Origin of the sequence: Streptomyces sp. NPDC090445 (assembly GCF_044769385.1) — a bacterium.
Lineage (GTDB): Bacteria > Actinomycetota > Actinomycetes > Streptomycetales > Streptomycetaceae > Streptomyces.
The window spans coordinates 17,757-34,052 of sequence record NZ_JBIVXV010000030.1 but is presented as its reverse complement, the minus strand read 5'-3'; the positions used below and the strand labels follow the sequence as shown (position 1 = coordinate 34,052).

The 16,296-nt window shown below is 71.8% G+C and carries 14 protein-coding genes and 2 pseudogenes; 8 read left to right on the top strand and 8 right to left on the bottom strand.

The features are described from left to right. Positions 1–186: 186 nt before the first annotated feature. Positions 187–849, bottom strand: coding sequence for a L,D-transpeptidase family protein (locus ACIQUT_RS33945; protein WP_403568706.1), 663 nt, complete (start codon positions 847–849; stop codon positions 187–189). Between the two features lie 264 nt (positions 850–1,113). Here ACIQUT_RS33945 and ACIQUT_RS33940 point away from each other — a divergent pair, with 264 nt between their 5' ends. After that, the gene (locus ACIQUT_RS33940; RefSeq protein ID WP_403568704.1) at positions 1,114–2,193 is read left to right on the top strand and encodes a DUF2690 domain-containing protein; all 1,080 of its coding nucleotides are present in this window, start codon (positions 1,114–1,116) and stop codon (positions 2,191–2,193) included. A gap of 49 nt (positions 2,194–2,242) precedes the next feature. Here ACIQUT_RS33940 and ACIQUT_RS33935 read toward each other — a convergent pair whose 3' ends face one another. Then, on the bottom strand, positions 2,243–3,499 hold the full coding sequence (locus ACIQUT_RS33935) for an amidase (RefSeq protein WP_403568702.1): 1,257 nt from the start codon (positions 3,497–3,499) through the stop codon (positions 2,243–2,245). 524 nt (positions 3,500–4,023) lie between these two features. Between ACIQUT_RS33935 and ACIQUT_RS33930 the strand changes: the two genes are divergently transcribed. The 5 genes from ACIQUT_RS33930 (at position 4,024) to ACIQUT_RS33910 (ending at position 8,814) form a co-directional block, all read left to right on the top strand. After that, positions 4,024–4,428: a hypothetical protein gene (locus ACIQUT_RS33930; RefSeq protein ID WP_403568700.1), complete on the top strand. Its 405-nt coding sequence runs from the start codon at positions 4,024–4,026 to the stop codon at positions 4,426–4,428. 205 nt (positions 4,429–4,633) lie between these two features. Next, entirely contained in the window at positions 4,634–5,011 is a 378-nt protein-coding gene (locus ACIQUT_RS33925) for a hypothetical protein (protein ID WP_403568698.1), read from the top strand. 127 nt (positions 5,012–5,138) lie between these two features. Then, entirely contained in the window at positions 5,139–5,483 is a 345-nt protein-coding gene (locus ACIQUT_RS33920) for a hypothetical protein (RefSeq protein ID WP_403568696.1), read from the top strand. A gap of 517 nt (positions 5,484–6,000) precedes the next feature. Then, positions 6,001–8,082: an ATP-binding cassette domain-containing protein gene (locus tag ACIQUT_RS33915; protein ID WP_403568694.1), complete on the top strand. Its 2,082-nt coding sequence runs from the start codon at positions 6,001–6,003 to the stop codon at positions 8,080–8,082. A 273-nt stretch (positions 8,083–8,355) separates the two neighbouring features. Beyond that, positions 8,356–8,814, top strand: coding sequence for an NUDIX domain-containing protein (locus ACIQUT_RS33910; protein WP_403568693.1), 459 nt, complete (start codon positions 8,356–8,358; stop codon positions 8,812–8,814). Positions 8,815–8,920: 106 nt separating this feature from the next. On the opposite strand, the gene ACIQUT_RS33905 is transcribed toward ACIQUT_RS33910, so the two are convergent. Then, positions 8,921–9,343, bottom strand: a complete 423-nt coding sequence (locus ACIQUT_RS33905; protein ID WP_403568691.1) for an Ig domain-containing protein — start codon at positions 9,341–9,343, stop codon at positions 8,921–8,923. Between the two features lie 272 nt (positions 9,344–9,615). Between ACIQUT_RS33905 and ACIQUT_RS33900 the strand changes: the two genes are divergently transcribed. Next, a complete protein-coding gene (locus tag ACIQUT_RS33900; RefSeq protein WP_403568794.1) occupies positions 9,616–10,116 on the top strand; it encodes a GNAT family N-acetyltransferase in 501 nt (166 codons plus the stop codon). A gap of 112 nt (positions 10,117–10,228) precedes the next feature. Here the strand turns inward: ACIQUT_RS33900 and ACIQUT_RS33895 are convergent, their stop codons facing one another. Further along, positions 10,229–10,606 (bottom strand): resolvase, encoded by a 378-nt coding sequence (locus tag ACIQUT_RS33895; RefSeq protein ID WP_403568689.1) that lies wholly within the window; start codon positions 10,604–10,606, stop codon positions 10,229–10,231. 92 nt (positions 10,607–10,698) lie between these two features. Between ACIQUT_RS33895 and ACIQUT_RS33890 the strand changes: the two genes are divergently transcribed. Continuing rightward, positions 10,699–11,424 carry a dienelactone hydrolase family protein gene (locus tag ACIQUT_RS33890; protein WP_403568687.1) on the top strand — a complete coding sequence of 242 codons (726 nt, stop codon included), beginning with the start codon at positions 10,699–10,701 and terminating at the stop codon, positions 11,422–11,424. Here the strand turns inward: ACIQUT_RS33890 and ACIQUT_RS33885 are convergent. The 4 genes and pseudogenes from ACIQUT_RS33885 to ACIQUT_RS33870 all read right to left on the bottom strand — a co-directional run. After that, positions 11,415–11,840, bottom strand: a pseudogene (locus ACIQUT_RS33885) (Tn3 family transposase); the annotation flags it as partial. The gene ACIQUT_RS33890 and the pseudogene ACIQUT_RS33885 sit on opposite strands and share 10 nt — an antisense overlap. A 9-nt stretch (positions 11,841–11,849) precedes the next feature. After that, a pseudogene (locus ACIQUT_RS33880) lies at positions 11,850–12,245 on the bottom strand (ATP-binding protein); the annotation flags it as partial. Positions 12,246–12,323: 78 nt separating this feature from the next. After that, positions 12,324–14,597 carry a hypothetical protein gene (locus ACIQUT_RS33875; protein WP_403568686.1) on the bottom strand — a complete coding sequence of 758 codons (2,274 nt, stop codon included), beginning with the start codon at positions 14,595–14,597 and terminating at the stop codon, positions 12,324–12,326. Between the two features lie 145 nt (positions 14,598–14,742). Next, positions 14,743–16,233 carry a hypothetical protein gene (locus tag ACIQUT_RS33870; protein WP_403568685.1) on the bottom strand — a complete coding sequence of 497 codons (1,491 nt, stop codon included), beginning with the start codon at positions 16,231–16,233 and terminating at the stop codon, positions 14,743–14,745. Positions 16,234–16,296 lie beyond the last annotated feature (63 nt).

Sequence of the window (16,296 nt, the reverse complement as noted above, 5' to 3'; positions counted from 1 at the left end):
GGGTACGACGGCGGCAGCTTGGGGCCGCGGGCTGCCACGGCATCACTCATGTCGACCACGCTACGCCTGCGGCCGGTCAAGGCGCCGCGAATCCGCAGAATCAGCACGGAGGGGGGAGCGGGCAGAGGCCCGAGCCCCTCGGAGGCCGAGGGGTCGGGCCCGTTCTGATGTGCTTCGGGCTTGGCGTCAGTTGACGTGCAGGGTCAGGTTCTTCGGCCAGTGCGCCTTCTCCAGGCGGGAGAACAGGTCCTTGATGTGCTCCGGGCGCAGCTTGATGCTGCCGGGCGACGTGTAGTCGGCGTCGCCGTTCCACCGCGTCGGCTCGGTGGAGCCCTGGCTGCCGTTCCTGGTCATCTCGCTGTGGATGAACAGGGAGTCGCGCTTGACGGCCGCCCTCCTCCCGTGCTTGGGGTGGCACACCTTGTCGGAGAGCTGGATGGCGTACCCCTTGATGTCGCCGCCGCGGTTGGTCTGGTGGCCCCTCACCTGGTACGTGCCGTTCGGCAGCCACCCCCTGTTGCTCGCGCATTCGTCCGTGGATCCCAGGCCGGAGCCGGCCCGGTAGGTCCTGACCACGGCGCCGTCGCGGACGAGGGACAGCGTCGAACGGTCCGGGTCGTCCCAGTTCTTCGTGAACTTCAGGGAGTACCCGCGCGAGCCGGTGCGGGTGGTGGAGCCGCCGTTCCGGCCGCCGTCCGCCGGCTGCGCCTTGTGGGCCCGTACGGCCGTGTCACCGGCCTCGGCGGCAGCGACACCGGGGGCCGCTCCGAGGGCCACCGCGGAAAGCGTCGCGAGGGAAACAGCGGCCGTGGTGACGCCGCGGAAAGAGAAACGCGCTGCGATGTTCATATCGTCTCGTCATCCTTTTCTTTTGTGCCGCCGATTCCAGGCCTTCCCGGCCATCCGGAGTGATTTCGCTTCAGGGCACGGGTTTTCCACCGGGTTCGGAGGCGGAGGGGGAATGGCCGGGAACGTCGCACCGGCCGCCGCTACTTTGCCCCGCCGTCCCCGTGCGTTCTACGCTTCCGGGGCCACCGGTCCATACGCGCATATACGCGGCCATGCGTATGGGGTCTGACCTGCTGTTTCAGGGACCGGATGAAGGAGCGTGCCATGGATGCCCAGCAGAATGCGGATGCTGTGGACGGGCGGCAGCCGGACGTTTCCGCACGCGTTCGACTGGCCCGGCTCCTGAGGAGCTGGCGCGAGGGCAACAACCGCAGCCAGTCATGGGTCGCCAAACAGCTCCACACCAACCAGCCGACCGTTTCACGGTGGGAATCGGGAAGTACCCTGCCCGCTCCCGAGTCGATTCGCGAGTTCCGCCGGATCTGCACCGCCAAGGCCGCCGATGTCCCGCCCGGCGATCCGGAACTCGACCAGGCCCTCGCCCTCCACCGGCGCGCCCGCGAGGAGCGGGCCTCCACCGTCCCGAGGCAGCAGACGACGGCGCCGCTCGCGCAGCCGGACCCGCAGCCACAGCCGTTGCCGTTGCCGTTGCCGTTGCCCCACAGGAGCCGGCAGTCGGCGGCCCACGCCGCGGTGGCCGGAGCAGTCGTACTCCTGGCGGCCGCGGTGGCGTGGGCGGGCGCCCGGTACGGCGGGTCGACGCCCGAGGTCGCGCTGTCGCCCTCGGCTCCGGCCTCGTTCTGGTCCCCGCCGGCCGGGGCCAGGCCGGCGCCCACCGCCACCTGCACGGGAACCTCGTGTGCGTCGCTGGAGCCGGCCGCCACGACCTGCGCGTACGACGCCGTCACCGCGCTCGTCGGCCACGACCACGGCATCCGCGTCGAGCTGCGCCACAGCGGCCGCTGCCAGGCCGCCTGGGCCAAGACGAGCGGAACCACCGCGGGGGACCGTGTCACGGTCACCGCCAAGCAGGGCAACGCGCAGGAGCACCGCCAGCAGTACGGGTACGACGCCCACACCAGAATGGTCCCGGCGCTCACCCCCGGCGACGCCCGGGCCTGCGCACTCGTCGACGGCCGCGGCACCGTGTGCGCCACCGAGCCCCCGAAGCGGACCGGCAGCGGCGCCGGAGCCCCCGCCGCCGTCGGCCACCGGCTGCAGGGCGATCCGCCTGCCCGCGGGTACCAGGGACGCGACGGTCTCCGCCCGACGGCACCACCACCGCCGCCATCACCGCCATCGCCGCCAACGCCATCGCCGTCGTCGCCGCCGTCGCCGTCGTAGCCGCCGTCGCCGGGTCCGTGATCCGTGCTGCGCCGTGTGCTGCCGGAGCCTAGAGGCCTTCCCCTTGCGCCACGGCTTCGGCCGCTGCGGCGACGGCGAGCAGGTCGGCCTCCCGGCCGTGCCGGGCGACCAGTTGCAGCCCGACGGGCTCCCCCGCCGGGGTGCGGCCGGCCGGGAGGCTGATGGCCGGGTGGCCGCTGATGTTGAACGCCCAGGTCAGCGCCACGCTCAGGCTGTCGCCGGGCCCGTCGTGGCCGTGCGGGGCGTGGGGGGTGGTCGGGGTCGCCAGGAGGTCCGCCTCGGCGAAGACCCCGTCGAGGGCGGCTCCGAGCGCGGCCTTGGTACGTGCGGCTGCGGCGCGTTCCGAGGCACCGGCGGCTGCGGGGTCCGCGGCTGCGGGGTCCGGCCCGTGCCGCAGGGTCTGCCAGCACCTGGCGGGATCGGGTAGGCGTACCGGCACCTCGACGGCTTCTACCGCCCGGGCCTTGCCCCGGGACAGGGCTTCGAGGCAGGCCCGCGCCGTCGCCGCGACGGCCGGATCCGTCGCCGCGAACCCGAGCGTCGAGGACCAGGCCGTCCGCAGCGGCCGTGCCGGAGCCGAGGGCGGCGGCCCGTCGGCCGCGGTCCCGGTGAGGGCGGCCAGGTACGCGGCGGCGTCCTGGACGTGGCGGGCCAAGGGCCCGGCGATGTTGAGGCCCGCCCGGTCCCGCGCGGGGACCAGGCCGTTGGTCGGCTTGAGCCCGATGACGCCGCACCAGGCCGCAGGAATGCGTACGGAGCCTGCCCCGTCGCTCCCGGTGGCCAGCGGCACCATCCCCGCGGCCACGGCGACGGCCGAACCCGCGCTCGACCCGCCCGGACTCCACTGCCGGCCGAGGGGGTTGAGGGTCACGCCGCGGGCGGTGGCACCCCAGGTCTGCCAGCGGGTCCCCCGGCCGGGGGTGGACGTGGCGCCCACGGGTACGCAGCCCGCCGCCATGAGCCGTGTCGTCTGGAGCGACTCCAGCCCCTCGGTTCCCTTCACCGCCAAGGGCACCCCGGCCAGCGGCAGCCGGGCGCCCTCCTCCCGGATCCGACGGTCGATCAGCTCGGCGTGCTCGGCGGCCTGCTGTGGCCACAGCGCGGTGAAGGCCCGCAGCCCGACGTCGTCCCGGGCGATCCGCTCCAGGGCCGCCGCCGCCACTTCGCGCGCCGACAGCCGGCCCGCGTTGACCGCTGCGGCGATCTCGCAGGCGGACAGGGCGGCGTAGCCGTCGGCAGTGCCGAGGGCAGGCGACGCGAACCGGCCCGGGTCCGGGGTACTCACAGCGACCTCCCGCTGTCGGAGTGATGGTGCCGGGCCGGGAGATCAGGATCGACGACTCCCCCAGCCGGAGAAGTCCATTCAACGTCAGCCGAGCCGAATGGCCGACCTGCATTCCACGCATCGCGGTTCGGCTCGCATGGCTGCCGCGCGCCGCCTGCGGTGAGGACTCCGGTGCGGCATGGGCGGCGCGGCTGTGCGGTGTGTCAACGAATGCGTCGCAGGTCACGGAACCGGGGGTCCCCGGTCGGGCCGTCCCGTCTGGTGTACCCAGTCGCCATGGCCGGTGCGCTCGTTCGGTGATGTGACCTCCCCGTCCCGGGATGCGCCTGTCCGCCTGCGGCTGGGGTCAGTACGTATGTGCAGTCTGGAGATCCGTTCATCATGGCAACACCGCATCAGCCGGCCCCCCCAACAGCCACAGCCCCGTCCCGGGCAACCCCTACAGCACGCCCGGAGAGCATGCGCACGTCCCGACGCCGGGGAACCACGCCCCCGCGCCCGGCGTTTACGTCGGTGCACCTCCCATGGGCCAGGTGCCGCTCGTGTGCCGCGCCTGCGGCGGCCAGGCTGCGGCGAACCACAAGATCCGGGCCCATGTGGGCGTGCTCATCCTCATGAAGTTCGAGCATCTGGACGGACCGTTCTGCCGCGCCTGCGGCATAGCCGTCGTCCGGCAGATGACCACCAGGGCGCTGTGCCTGGGCTGGTGGGGCCCGCTCTCCCTGGTCATCTTCAACCCGTTCAGACTCCTGTGGAATCTGCTCGCCTACCTGAAGTACAGCAAGCTGCCCCCTTCGATGCCCGCCCCGGGACGTGCCCATCTCGACACGGGTCCGCCGGTGCTCCGGCGGCCGCTGGCCTACGTGGCGCTCATCCCGATGGCCTGGGCGATGTGTGTGGTCTTCCAGATCATCGTGCACTCCACGTGAGCCGAGGCCGGGCAGCTCCCGGCATCCGGCGCCCGGCCCCCGGCCCCCGGCCCCCGGCTCCCGGCTCCCGGCACCGTCATCGCGACCGCCTGACCCGTTCGTTCAGCAGTCGTTGAGAAACTCGCCTTAGTCTGCAGACAGGGCGGCCGGGCCGGACCGGACCGGTACGACGAGAGGATCGGGAGAGGTGCGAGGGCGGGGCGGGATGGGATTCGAAGGGCAAGTGTGGCGGCTGATGCGACTGCAGCCGCATCAGCCCCCGGGCGAGCAGCAAGGCGCGCGGAAGCAGGAGCGGGAGCCGGAGCGGGAGCTGCTGGGCGAGATCGAGATCGTGGACACCGACTTTCCGTGGCTGCACGGCCGCTTCACCGCGCAGCGCGCGTTCGCCGAGTTCAGGCCCTGGTTCGACGAGGCCCTCGCGGCGCTGGAGGACGAGGACTTCGAGCGGTTCGACGAGGTGTACGACTCGATGACCCGCACGCTCAGCCTCGTCTCCCCCTCCGGCCCGGTCGCCGAGTTCCTGCTGCACATCCAGGGCGACGCGGCCTGGTTCCGGTGGAGCAACACGCCGTTCGAATCCTGAGCCGCAGGTCGGGTGCGTGAACGTTGCCGACCCTGCGGACGTACGTCCGTAGGGTCGACGCCTAGGGTGGCCCCGGCAGTCCATCCATGTCGCCCACCCCCAGCCGGCCTACCCACAGGAGTCACCCATGGCGCGCTCGCTCGACGACCTCGTCTTCGTCCCCGTGGCCGACCAGGCGCCGGGCCAGGTCGGCCGGCAGACCCGGTTCGCGTACCACGAGGAGGACGGCCGGGTCTGGGCCGAGTACGCCGGCGGGGACGTGGTCAGGGGCTATCTGGTCGGGACGCGGGCGGGCGACGGCATCGACTTCCGCTACGTCCAGCTCCGGCTCGACGGCACCACCGCGTCCGGGCACTGCACCTCGCGCGTGACGGAACTTCCCGACGGCCGTCTGCGGCTGGAGGAGACGTGGACCTGGGAGTCCCAGGAGGGCAGCGGCACCAGCGTGGTCGAACAGCTGCCGCTCGGCTGAGGCCCGGGAGACCCGCCCGGAAGACCGGCATCCGGCTCGGCACGCCGCCCTGGAGACCGGCATCCGGCTCGGCTTCCCGCCCGGGGTTCCCCTCGGTATCCCGCCCGGAATCCCGCAGTCCAGAGCACCGTCCGCCCCACCCGTCCCCCCGGCCCCAGCCCGGGCCGTACCGCACGCCGTACGGGCCGTACCGCACGCCGAAGCGGCGCCGGGGGCGCCCCCGCAAGCGATTTCCGAAGCCCGCTCCGTCCACCGACCGGTTCCGGCCAATCGCCCACCCAGGGCTGCGGCCGGAGCCCGTCCCGAGCCGTCGGGGGACCGGCCGCGCCGCGCCCGTCAGGTCGGCCGGATCGCGCTGCTCCGCCCTCCGGCGTCCTGTGTACTCACTCCTCCGCTCCCCAGGCAGCACCCCGCCCCTCCCCCGCACAGGGGGTCGGGGGCTACCTCGCCATGCCGCCGCCCGCGGGAGCAACCGACTTCCCTCATCGACGAGTTGGCCGAGTTGGAGGAGGAACCCATGTCCCGGAAACAGCCCGCCCAGGGCCAGGCGCAGCAGCAGGAACAAGCCCAGGCCGAGGCCGAGGACCAAGCCCAGGCGCAGCAGCAGCCGCACGCAGCACGGGCCCAGGACCCGGACCCGGACCCGGACCCGGACCCGGACCCGGAGCCGGAGCCGGACCCGGAGCCGGAGCCGGCCCCAGACCAGGGCCCGGAGCCGGAGCAGGAACCCGCCGCGCCCGGCCTCCCCGCGCCCGCGCTCCCCTCACCCCCCGAGTTCACGTACACCTGGGGCCAGCACAACAAGACCATGGAGCAGCTCTCGCTCGCGCAGATGGCCCGCCGCGTCCCGGCCGCGCTCGCCCAGACGGCACGGCTGGCCTGGGCGGTGAACCGGACGGCGTTCACGTGGCTCGTCTGCGCCCAGGTCCTCGGCGGGATCTGTACCGCCGGCGCGCTCGCGGCCGTGTCCCGGGCCATGGGCCCCCTCCTCGCCGGCGGTACCGTCGAGCAGCGCATCAACAGCGCCGCCTGGCCGCTGGTCGCCGCGGCCGCCATGACCGCCCTGGGCGCGCTGGCCTCCATCACGGCCGGCAGCGCCGCCCGGCGCCTGAACCCCGGGATGTCCACGATCGCCGACCTCGCCATGGTCGACGCCCACATGGACGTCGAGCTGTCCGCGTACGACGCCCCCGACTTCACCGAGCGTTCCGAGGCCGCCGAGACCGGTTCGGCCCGTTCCGGGATGCTGTTGCAGGATGCGCTCGGCTTCACCGGCGGTCTGATCGACATGGTGGCCGTCGCCTCCGTCCTGTCCGTCGTCCACCCCGTCCTGCTGCCGCTGCTCCTGCTGTCGGTCATCCCGCGCGGGCTGGGCTCGGTCCTCGCCGCCCGCCTCGACTACCGCCTCCACAACGAGACGATCGCCTCCCGCAACATCCGGCACATGATGCGCTGGCACCTCACCACCCCCAAGCTCGCGGACGAGCTGCGCGGCAACAGCATGCGTCCGTACGCCCACCACTGGTACGCCGCCGTCTGCTCCCGGATCGACTCCAAGATGGTCGGCTCCGCGCCCCGCTACCTCGCCGTCTACCTCACCGCCGCCGTCGTCTCCGGCCTGTTCACCGTCCTGACCTGGGCGAGCCTCGGCGCCCTGGTGGTCGGCGGGTTCATGGCCATCGGCGCCGCCGGCACCGCCATCGTCGCCATGCGCACCTCCACCGCCGCCCTCTCCCAGCTCGTCGTCTACGGGGCCGCGATGTTCCAGCACGCCCTCTACCTCGGGGACTACACCGCGTTCATCCGGCAGGCCGCCGAGCAGTCCGGGCCGCGCGGCCCGCAGGAGCTCGACGCCCCGGAGAAGATCCGCCTGGAGGCAGCCACGTACACCTACCCGGGCAAGGACACCCCCGCCCTCGGCCCGGTCGACCTCACCCTCAACCGCGGCGAGGTCATCGCCCTGGTCGGCGAGAACGGCGCCGGCAAGTCCACCTTCATCCGCCTCCTCACCAGCCTCACCGCCCCCACCACCGGAACCGTCTCCTGGGACGGCGTCCCGACCGCGGACGCCGACCAGCGCTCGGCCTGGCGGCACGTCGGGCTCGTCACCCAGTCGTACGGGTACTGGCCCTTCACGGCCCGCGAGAACATCACCCTCGGCCAGCCCGACCCGCGCGGCGAGGACGCCATCCTGGACGCGCTCGGCGCCGTCGGCATGAAGGAGACGGTGGCGGCGTACCCGAACGGCCTCGACACCCTCCTCGCCCGCTCCCTCTGGGGCGGCCACGAGCCCTCCGGCGGCCAGTGGCAGCGCATCGCGTGCGCCCGCGCCTTCCACCGGAGGCCCAGCCTGCTGGTCATGGACGAGCCGACGTCCGCCATGGACCCGCGCGGCGAGCACATGGTCTTCTCGGGGCTGCGGGAGATGAAGGACGACCGGATCACGGTGATCGTCACCCACCGCATGGAGAACTGCCGCCTCGCCGACCGCATCGTCGTCCTCGACTCCGGACGCATCACCGAGCAGGGCACGTACGAGGAACTCGTCCGCCTGGACGGCTCCTTCGCCGAACTGGTCCGCCTCTCCCAGGACCGGTAGCCACCCGAGCCCCCGCCGCGCCGGCTGTACGCAGCCCTGCCGGCGCGGCGGGGCACGGCAAGGCAGGCAGGCGGGCAGGCGGGCAGGCGGGCAGGCGGGCAGGCGGGCAGGCGGGCAGGTCAAGGCGGTACGGGGCAGAGGTGTGTCGGCGCCGTACCGGATCATGGGCAGTGCGCCCGGCGCTGCGCACTCCGGGCGCGAACACCGGACGCGAACACCGGGCGGGGCACCGGACCGGCCGGGCCCGACCACCACTCACCACAGGAGCACGTCATGACCGCCGCATCCGCGGACCGCGCCAGGGCCACGGCATCCGCCGCTGCCGTCATCACGGACGAACAGGGCAGGGTGCTCATCGTCAACCCGGTCTACAAGGAGCGGTGGAACCTGCCAGGCGGCCACCTGGAGGAGGGCGAGCTCCCCACGGCGGCCGCCCGCCGCGAGGTCCGCGAGGAGCTCGGCCTCGACCTGGAGATCGGCGACCTGCTGGTCACCGCATGGGTCACGAGGGCGGAGGGCTCCCACGTGTTCCACGTCTTCGACGGCCCCCGGCTGACCGCGGAGCAGCAGCGGGCCATCACCCTCCAGGACTCGGAGATCGGCGAGATCCGCTTCTGCCTGCCGGAGGACATCTCGCCGGACATGGTCCCGCCGTTCGCGCTCGCCATATGGCGCCGCGCGCTGCTGGCACGCGAGGAGCAGCAGCCCGCCTACCTCGAACTCGCCCTGTAGCCACCGAGCCGGCAGCCGCTGCCCGGCGTGCCGTCCGCGTCACCGCGTCACCGCGTCGCTGTCACCTGGCCGACCTGTCGGCACGCTGTCGGCGCAGCCTGCGGCTTCAGCAGCGCGGGCAGGCCTCGCGGATGACGCGCCAGTTGAAGGTGGTCGTGCCCGTCTGCCCGATGCTGTCCGTGATGGTGACGGTCACGGCACGGGTGCCGGTGCTGCGGACCACGCCGGAGATCAGACCGGTCGTACGGTTGATCGACGTACCGGCATGCAGGTTGACGGCCGAGAAGGTGTACGGCCGCACGCCGCCTACGCCCCCCATCTGCTCGCGGACGAAGTCGTACTGGAAATCGGTACGGTCGCCGGAGCCGAACACGATCGGCTTGTCCAGCACGGTACCGGCCACCGGGGCGGCGGGCTGCACGGCACCGGCCGCGTCGGCGGCCGCCGGCGCCACGGGCGCGGCCAGCAGGGCGGCCAGGCCGAGGGCCAGCGCGGCCAGCCGGCGCGGGGTGCGCGGGGATGCTGTCAACTTGACCTCCGAACTCGTCGGCAGGCAGCGGGCGTTCCGGTGCGGTTCCCTGATCCCGCCGCCTCCCGCATTGGGTGGAAATGTTCGAGGTGCGGAAGAGCGTCCGAATCCTAGACGGGCACGGCCCGGAAGTCGACGGGACTTCTCGGCCACGTGCGCGCCCACTCACCGCTGCGGTGTCGGCCCCGAGCCCACCGCACAAAACCCGCTGCGGCCCGCCTGCGATGCGTGCTACTCCACTGGGCATGGGAGATCTCGCTGTGGGCGATCTTGTGACGGAGCGGCTCGTGCTGCATCGACTGACCGTCGGTGAGGCGGAGGCGCTGGTGGCCGGGATACGAGCCGGAGGCGTTGGCGTTCTCCGGGCGCCCGAGTACCCGATGGACGGGGATGTGGCGGCGGCCGGGCGCTTCCTGCGCTCTTGCGCGGAGGGGCGTGGCGGCCGGCATCCCGGCGCCCACGAGATCCGGCGCCGTGACGACGGGTGTGCGATCGGGGGGTTGGATTTCCACGGCCCTGCCGGCGAGGACGGCAGCGTCACGATCGGCTATGGCCTGGTGCCGTCAGCCCGCGGCCGGGGATACGCGTCCGAGGCCTTGCGGGCGCTGCTGGCATTCGCGCGCGAGGTCGGCATCACGTGCGTGAAGGGCGACGCCGACCACGCCAACGCCGCGTCTCAGCACGTGATGACCGCAGCCGGCATGCGCCTGGTCGCAGAGGACGAACGAGTTCGGTACTACGAGGCAGCCTGGTCCGACGCATCCACCCCCTGAGGCCGAGCGGCATGGCGGCCCGCCCGGGAAGCGCCGATGGGTGTCGCCGTACTGGTTGTCGCCGTACTGCGGCCTCGGGGAACATCGGTACAGCGGTTGGCACTGAGATTGATCACGGTTCGATCGGGGCGAGCGCGCTGACCCGGTTCTCGTACTCGCGACGGGCCTTGCGCTGGGCCGGGACCGCCGGGGAGCCCTGGGCGCTGTCGAGCGGCCGGCAGCGGGCGAGGAGCCGGCGGTGCACGTCGGGGACGGCGCTGACGCGCAGGGTGTAGCCCTGGCCCCGCCGTACGCTCACGCCCTGGCCGAGCGCGGCCCGCTCGGCGGGCTCCGGTTCGGCGGCGCGGAGGAAGTCGGCGACCTTGCCCGGCATGTCGAGGGTGACCGGCAGCTCCGGAGCCGGGACTTCTTCCTTGCTGCCGTTGGCCTCAGCGGCGCGCAGTCCGTCGTAGGCCAGCTCGCGCTGGAGGTGCTGCTGGTCGGTCGACACTCGCTTGTAGACCAGGTTGTCGGGACGGACTGCTGTCTGCCATCGGTGAACACCACCCCGAGCGGGCGCAACGGTCATTACCGTCCAGTCGCATGACGACGGTCACAACCCGTACGGTCGAATACCCGGCCGACAACCTGACGATGATCGGATACCTCGCGCTCCCGGCCGGTGCCGAGCGCCGGCCGGCAGTCCTGATCGGACCCGAGGGGATGGGGCTCAGTGATGTCGAGCGCCGACGGGCCGAGGCTCTGGCCGAGCTGGGGTACGTGGCGCTGGCCTTCGACCTCCACGGCGGACGCTATTTGGAAGACCCAGAGGAAATGTTGGCTCGTTGCATGCCGCTGCTCGCCGATCCCGACCGCATGCGAGGAATCGGTCACGCCGCGCTCAACGTGTTGCGTGCCGAACCACGGGCCGACCCCGACCGGACCGCCGCCGTCGGCTACGGCACCGGGGGCGCAGTCGCACTGGAACTCGGTCGCGATGGCGTCGACCTGCGCGCGATTGGGACAGTCAACGCACTGACCACGGGCCGACCGGGCGAGGCGGCACGCATTCGCTGCCCGGTATGGGCCGGGGTCGGGTCGGAAGACCCGATCATGCCGCCCGTGCAACGGGAGGCGTTCACCGCAGAGATGCAGGCCGCGGGCGTCGACTGGCGCCTCGTGGTCTACGGAGGAGCCCTTCACGCCTTCCACCACCCACCGGTCGACCACACCGTGCCTCCCGGCGTCGGCTACCACCCACGGCACGCACAGCGAGCCTGGCGTGACATCGTCGCCCTGCTCGCCGAGTGCCTGCCCGTCACGGATTGATCCGATCGGCTCCTGATACTCACTCCTGCCCGCCGCCGTCGTCTCGCCGCCGGCCCCGCCTCCTGAAGGCGTTCGGCGAGCTGTTTCCACCCGGCGTCCAGGCCCCGCACCAGCTCCGCCAGGTGCTCGGTCACAGGCATGCCCAGGCTCAGCCCGGCCAGCACGTCCTCCTCGACCGCGTCCCCGTCGGGCCCGTCCAGCAGGCGGGCGCGCGGGTTGGACCAGCGGTGCGACGGGGCGGCGAAGACGTCGCGGTTGTTCAGGGCCCGGTGCAGCTGCTCCAGTACGCACACCACGTACGCGTCCCGGTCCACCGCGCCCTGCGGCAGATCCGGGTTGGCGTACACCGCCTTGCGCCACGCAGGCGGCACGAGTTTGTCGTCCACCTGGCGCGGCAGCAGCGGCTTCACGGCGATGGCCGCGCAGAGACGCGGGTCGCCGATGGTCTTGTCCCACTCGGCGAGCGGGGAGTTCGTCGCCACGGCATTCGCCTTGCATTCCTCACGCTCGGTGAAAATCTGGAACAGGAGCTTGGCACCCTTCTTGTCCAGGTTCAGATACCCGAACTCGTCCAGGCAGAGCACGTCGACCTTGCTGTAGCGGGCGATCACCGACGACACACTGCGTCCCGCCTCCGCTTCGGCCAGCTCGTTGACCAGCGCGGAGGTGCTGGTGTAGAGGACGGACAGACCGGCTTCGGCGATCGCCGTACCGACCCCGATCAGCAGGTGGGACTTGCCGGTGCCCGAATCCCCGATCAGGACGAGCGGGCGGCCCTGCTGGACCCTGCTCGCGGCGGGCGGCAGTGGACAGCTCCACATGATCATTCTCAGCGCCAACGGCTGTACCGATGCTCCCCGAGGCCGTACTGGTTGTCGCCGTGCTGGTGTGAGTGACCGTCACGTGGGATACGGCTGCAGCTGGAGGTCGTGTGCCTTGCGGAAGGTGGAGACGGTCGCCCAGGCCAGCCTGGGGTTGACCGCGAAGTGCGAACGGACTTCGGCCAGCTGTGCGAGGGATCCGTCGCCGACCCCGGCGGTGAGCCGCTGCACCTCGGCCTCCACCAGGGAGTTGTCGAAGATGTCGATCAGCGTTGCGCAGAAGTAGACGTAGGCCGCCGTTTCGAGGCGCAGCCTGTTCAGTCTGTTCAGTTGGTCGTGGTCGGACCGGGCGGGTTCTGGGGTCGCCGTCGACGGGGACAGCCCGTCGGTGAGGCGTCCCACGGCCAGGAGCAGCGAGAGGGCGGTCGGTGGTGGAGCATGTGTCAGTAGCTCGTCGACCGTGCAGATGAAGTTCCCGGCTTCCGGCTCGGTGTCGAGTCGCTGCGCCGCCACTTCTGCCGCGAGGGCCTTCCGGGTGAGGTCCGTGTGCACCATGGCCCGGGTGAGCTCTTCCAACGACCGGTTCGCGGTCGGGTCCCCGTGTGCGATCAGGATGAGTTCACGCGCCACGCGGATGAGGTCCCGCGGCAGTCCGCCGGAGAGCACGTGGCACAGGCACACGAAGGCCTCGGGCATGCCGATGACCCAGCGGCGCATCAGGGTCTGCGACATGCTCAGCTTGGCCGGGCACACGGTGATCACCGTGTCCAAGGAGGAGTCGAAGGCGTCGCGGACGGGCAGCCCGCGCCGTTCGAACGAGCTCATCGCATTGTCGGAGATCGAGATCAGGTAGTAGCAGTCCTGCTCGCCGAAGATCCCCTTGATGTCGTTGATGAACTGGTACACCTGATCGTCGGAGTCTATTTTGTCCAGTTCGTCGATCCCGATGAAAACCCGGTTGTTGATGGCGAGCTTGCGGAGGAACTCGTTGAGCCTTGCCACGAGCTCCGGGAAACCCATGGGCTTCTCGGTCATCGTGACGTTCGCCGCGACTCCGCCTTCCAGTCCGACCGGGGTCTTCACGCCGGCCGACCACGTACGGGAGACCGACTGCTGGTAGGCAAGGCCGCGGAGCAGTTCGGCGGCCTCGGCGGCGGCTTCTCCGTAGATCTCCTTGTTCGCGCCGAACTCGTCCGGCGGCTCCCGCCCATGACGCTCACGGAAGGTCAGCCAGAGCGGAATTCCGGCAAGGGAGACGAGGATCAGGACGAGTGCGGGCGCGAGGTTCGGCGAGAGCTGCCAGCCGATGAGAACGGTCACCAGCAGGAAGACTCCCCACCCCAGGGTGAACGTGAGGACCGACACGGCCGCCGTGTCCACGGCCCTGCGCCGCCGGCGGTCATCCCACTTGTGGCCGCCGAGCGCCTGATCGGCCTTCTCGGGTGCGACGGCGGCACACACCCTGGTGAACAGCAGCAGGACGAACTCCCGGGCGTCGTACTTGACGGGCGCGTGCAGCAGGACCCGAACCGACGGTTTGCCTGCCGTGGAATCACTCGGCGGTGCGTGTTCCTTCGAGCAGAACTGCTGCAGCAGCGTGGTCTTGCCGACGCCGCGCGGCCCGGCGATCCCGATGCTCCCGCCCGGCATCATGCGGATCAGCCGATCGGTCTCCTTCTCGGCCGGTACCTCGATGTGGAACAGCGGGTTCTTCATGCCCGCCAGCCCGCCGGCTTCCGCGATGTCGAGCGTCAGGGAGTAGGAGGGCAGCCGACGGCGATTGAGGTGCTCGCGCAGCAGCCCCGCCACCGCTCTCCGCAGTGCCGAGCTCCACTCCCCCTTGGCCGCCTCCAACCCGCTCCTCAGCAAGGTGTAGTCGGCCCCTTCCACCGCCATGAGGCGTTCCCGACCGCGGACCTTTCTGGCTGTCAGCGTGATGGCGAAGCATGCCAGGCTCATTGCGAGACCCGTCCACGCTATCCACAAGGCGATGCTCGGAGGAGGATCACTGAGGTAGGCGAACAGGAGGACGAGGCTGAACAGGAGGATGAACATCAGACTGACGTCGGTAAGAAATCGCAAAGCCGACCACTGTGTGCCGGTCGGAGTGCCGGTTCCGCTCACTCTCTGGGTCGCGTCCTCGAAGGCCTGCTCCATATCCTGGAGGCGGTTGCGTTCCACCGAGGTGGCGGCCTCGATGACCTCCGTCCGCTTCCCGACCTCCTTCCGCAGTTCGTCGGCCGAAACCCCGATGTCGGCCATGGCCGACGCGATCTCCGGGTCTTCCAGCTCGGCGGTGATTGCGTCGTCAATCTCTTCCTGCTGGATCTTTCGCTGCTCAACTTCCGCCATCACTCTGCCTCCTCCGCTGACGCGGCGGTGGCAAGCCACACCACACTTCCAGGATGGCTCTTCCACGGCGGGCAGTCGACCCCTCCCACCGCGGACCGGCCACGATGACGGCGCTCGCCTTCGGGAACCGGTGGGTCGACGGCTCCTACCGTCGCAGGCCGGGGCGTCGGTCCCGCATGAGCTCCCGAGGTACCGCGGCGCGGGGTACGGGGCGGTACGGCGCGGGTCGGATCCGGGGGGCGGGCGCCGAGCGTTGTTCGGTGGCGAGGGCTTGGTGTGCGGCGGCGTCGAGCAGGGCGCGGGGGACAGGGGTTCCCGTGCGGTGGGCCGCGTTCAGCAGCTGCCCTGCGCATTGCTGCTCTACGGCCATGACCGCGGAGTACGCGTGGACGAGGGCTCCTGGCCGTTCGGCCACCCAGGGGGCCCAGGGGGCGGTGTACGCCATCTGCCAGCCGGTGGACGGCAGTCGGTACAGGGAGGCTGCGAGCGGGCCGGGGCCGCCGGCGTCCGTGAGGATCTCGGTTGCCGGGCGCGCGGGTCCGGGCGTGGCGGCGGGGGTCCATCGGGCGCCGTAGAGCAGCCCGCCCAGCCGCGTCGCCGTCGTCCGTGAGACCACGGTGGCGGGGTGCGGGTGCGGGTGGGGGTGGGGGAGCGGGGGGTGTTCGCGGGGGTCGGTGACGTCCTGCCAGGCGGCCGCTGTGTTCCTCCATGCGGCGGCGGATTCCCGTAGGGCCGTCGCGGCCCGGGTGAAGTCGTGGGCGGTGTGCCGGTACGCGTGGGGCAGTGCCGGTGTGGCTGCCGTCAGTACCCGGCCGGCGAGGAGGCGGGTGAGGGAGTTCCAGTGGGCCATGTGATGCAGGTCCGAGTCGCTGAGCCGGTGCTCGTCATGGTCGTGCAGGGCCAGGTAGGCGGCGCTGGAGAGCCGTTCGCTGTCTTCTGCGAGGCGTGCCGTCACTGCCGTGGTGGGGTCGGTCGGCAAAGCCTGCACCGGGATCACCGGCAGCGCGAGCGGGAGTGCCGACAGGTGGGGAGCGGCATCCCTTGCGGTGGGGTGCGTGAGGACCGCGGCTGCCTGGTCGAGGCAGGCCACGGCCTCTGCGAAGGCCTCGGCGGCCCCCGGGTGTTCGGTGTGCTGCGCGATCCGGTGGACGACCTGCCCGGCGGCCTGTCCCACCTCGGCGTACCGGCTCGCGAGGTGGTCGGCGGCGGCTCGGTGCCGCAGCAGGCAGGCGTACGGGGTGAGGGGTGCGCCGTCCGGTCCGAGGTGGCTGCCGATGGTGTCGCGCACCGCTGCCAAGGCCTCGCCGGCCGCCTCGATCCGCGTACCCGAAGGCCCGGCGGCGCCGTCTCCGGGAGTCTGCAGATACTGCCGGGCGCGGTTCAGCCGTCCCGAGGCCTGGGTGAGCCACTCCTGCGGGTCATCCGCTGCCGGCGCCGGGGAGCGTCCCTGCGTTGCTGCGTGTGTTGTCAGCGGGTTCGTTTCGGGGCCCAGGCCCTTGCGGATCTGCTGCAGGACGTGGTCGACGCGTCCGGCCAGGGCCGCGCACTCCTCCGGGTCGGCCGGGGTGTGCGGATCGCGGGCCGCCGCTGCGAGATGGGCGAGGGAAGCGTCGAAGAGCTCGCCCAGTGTCGTCATCCGTGTTCCCGCACGGAGGCGAGGGCCTGTGCGGTGAGGTGCATCGCGGGGGGAGGTGAGGAC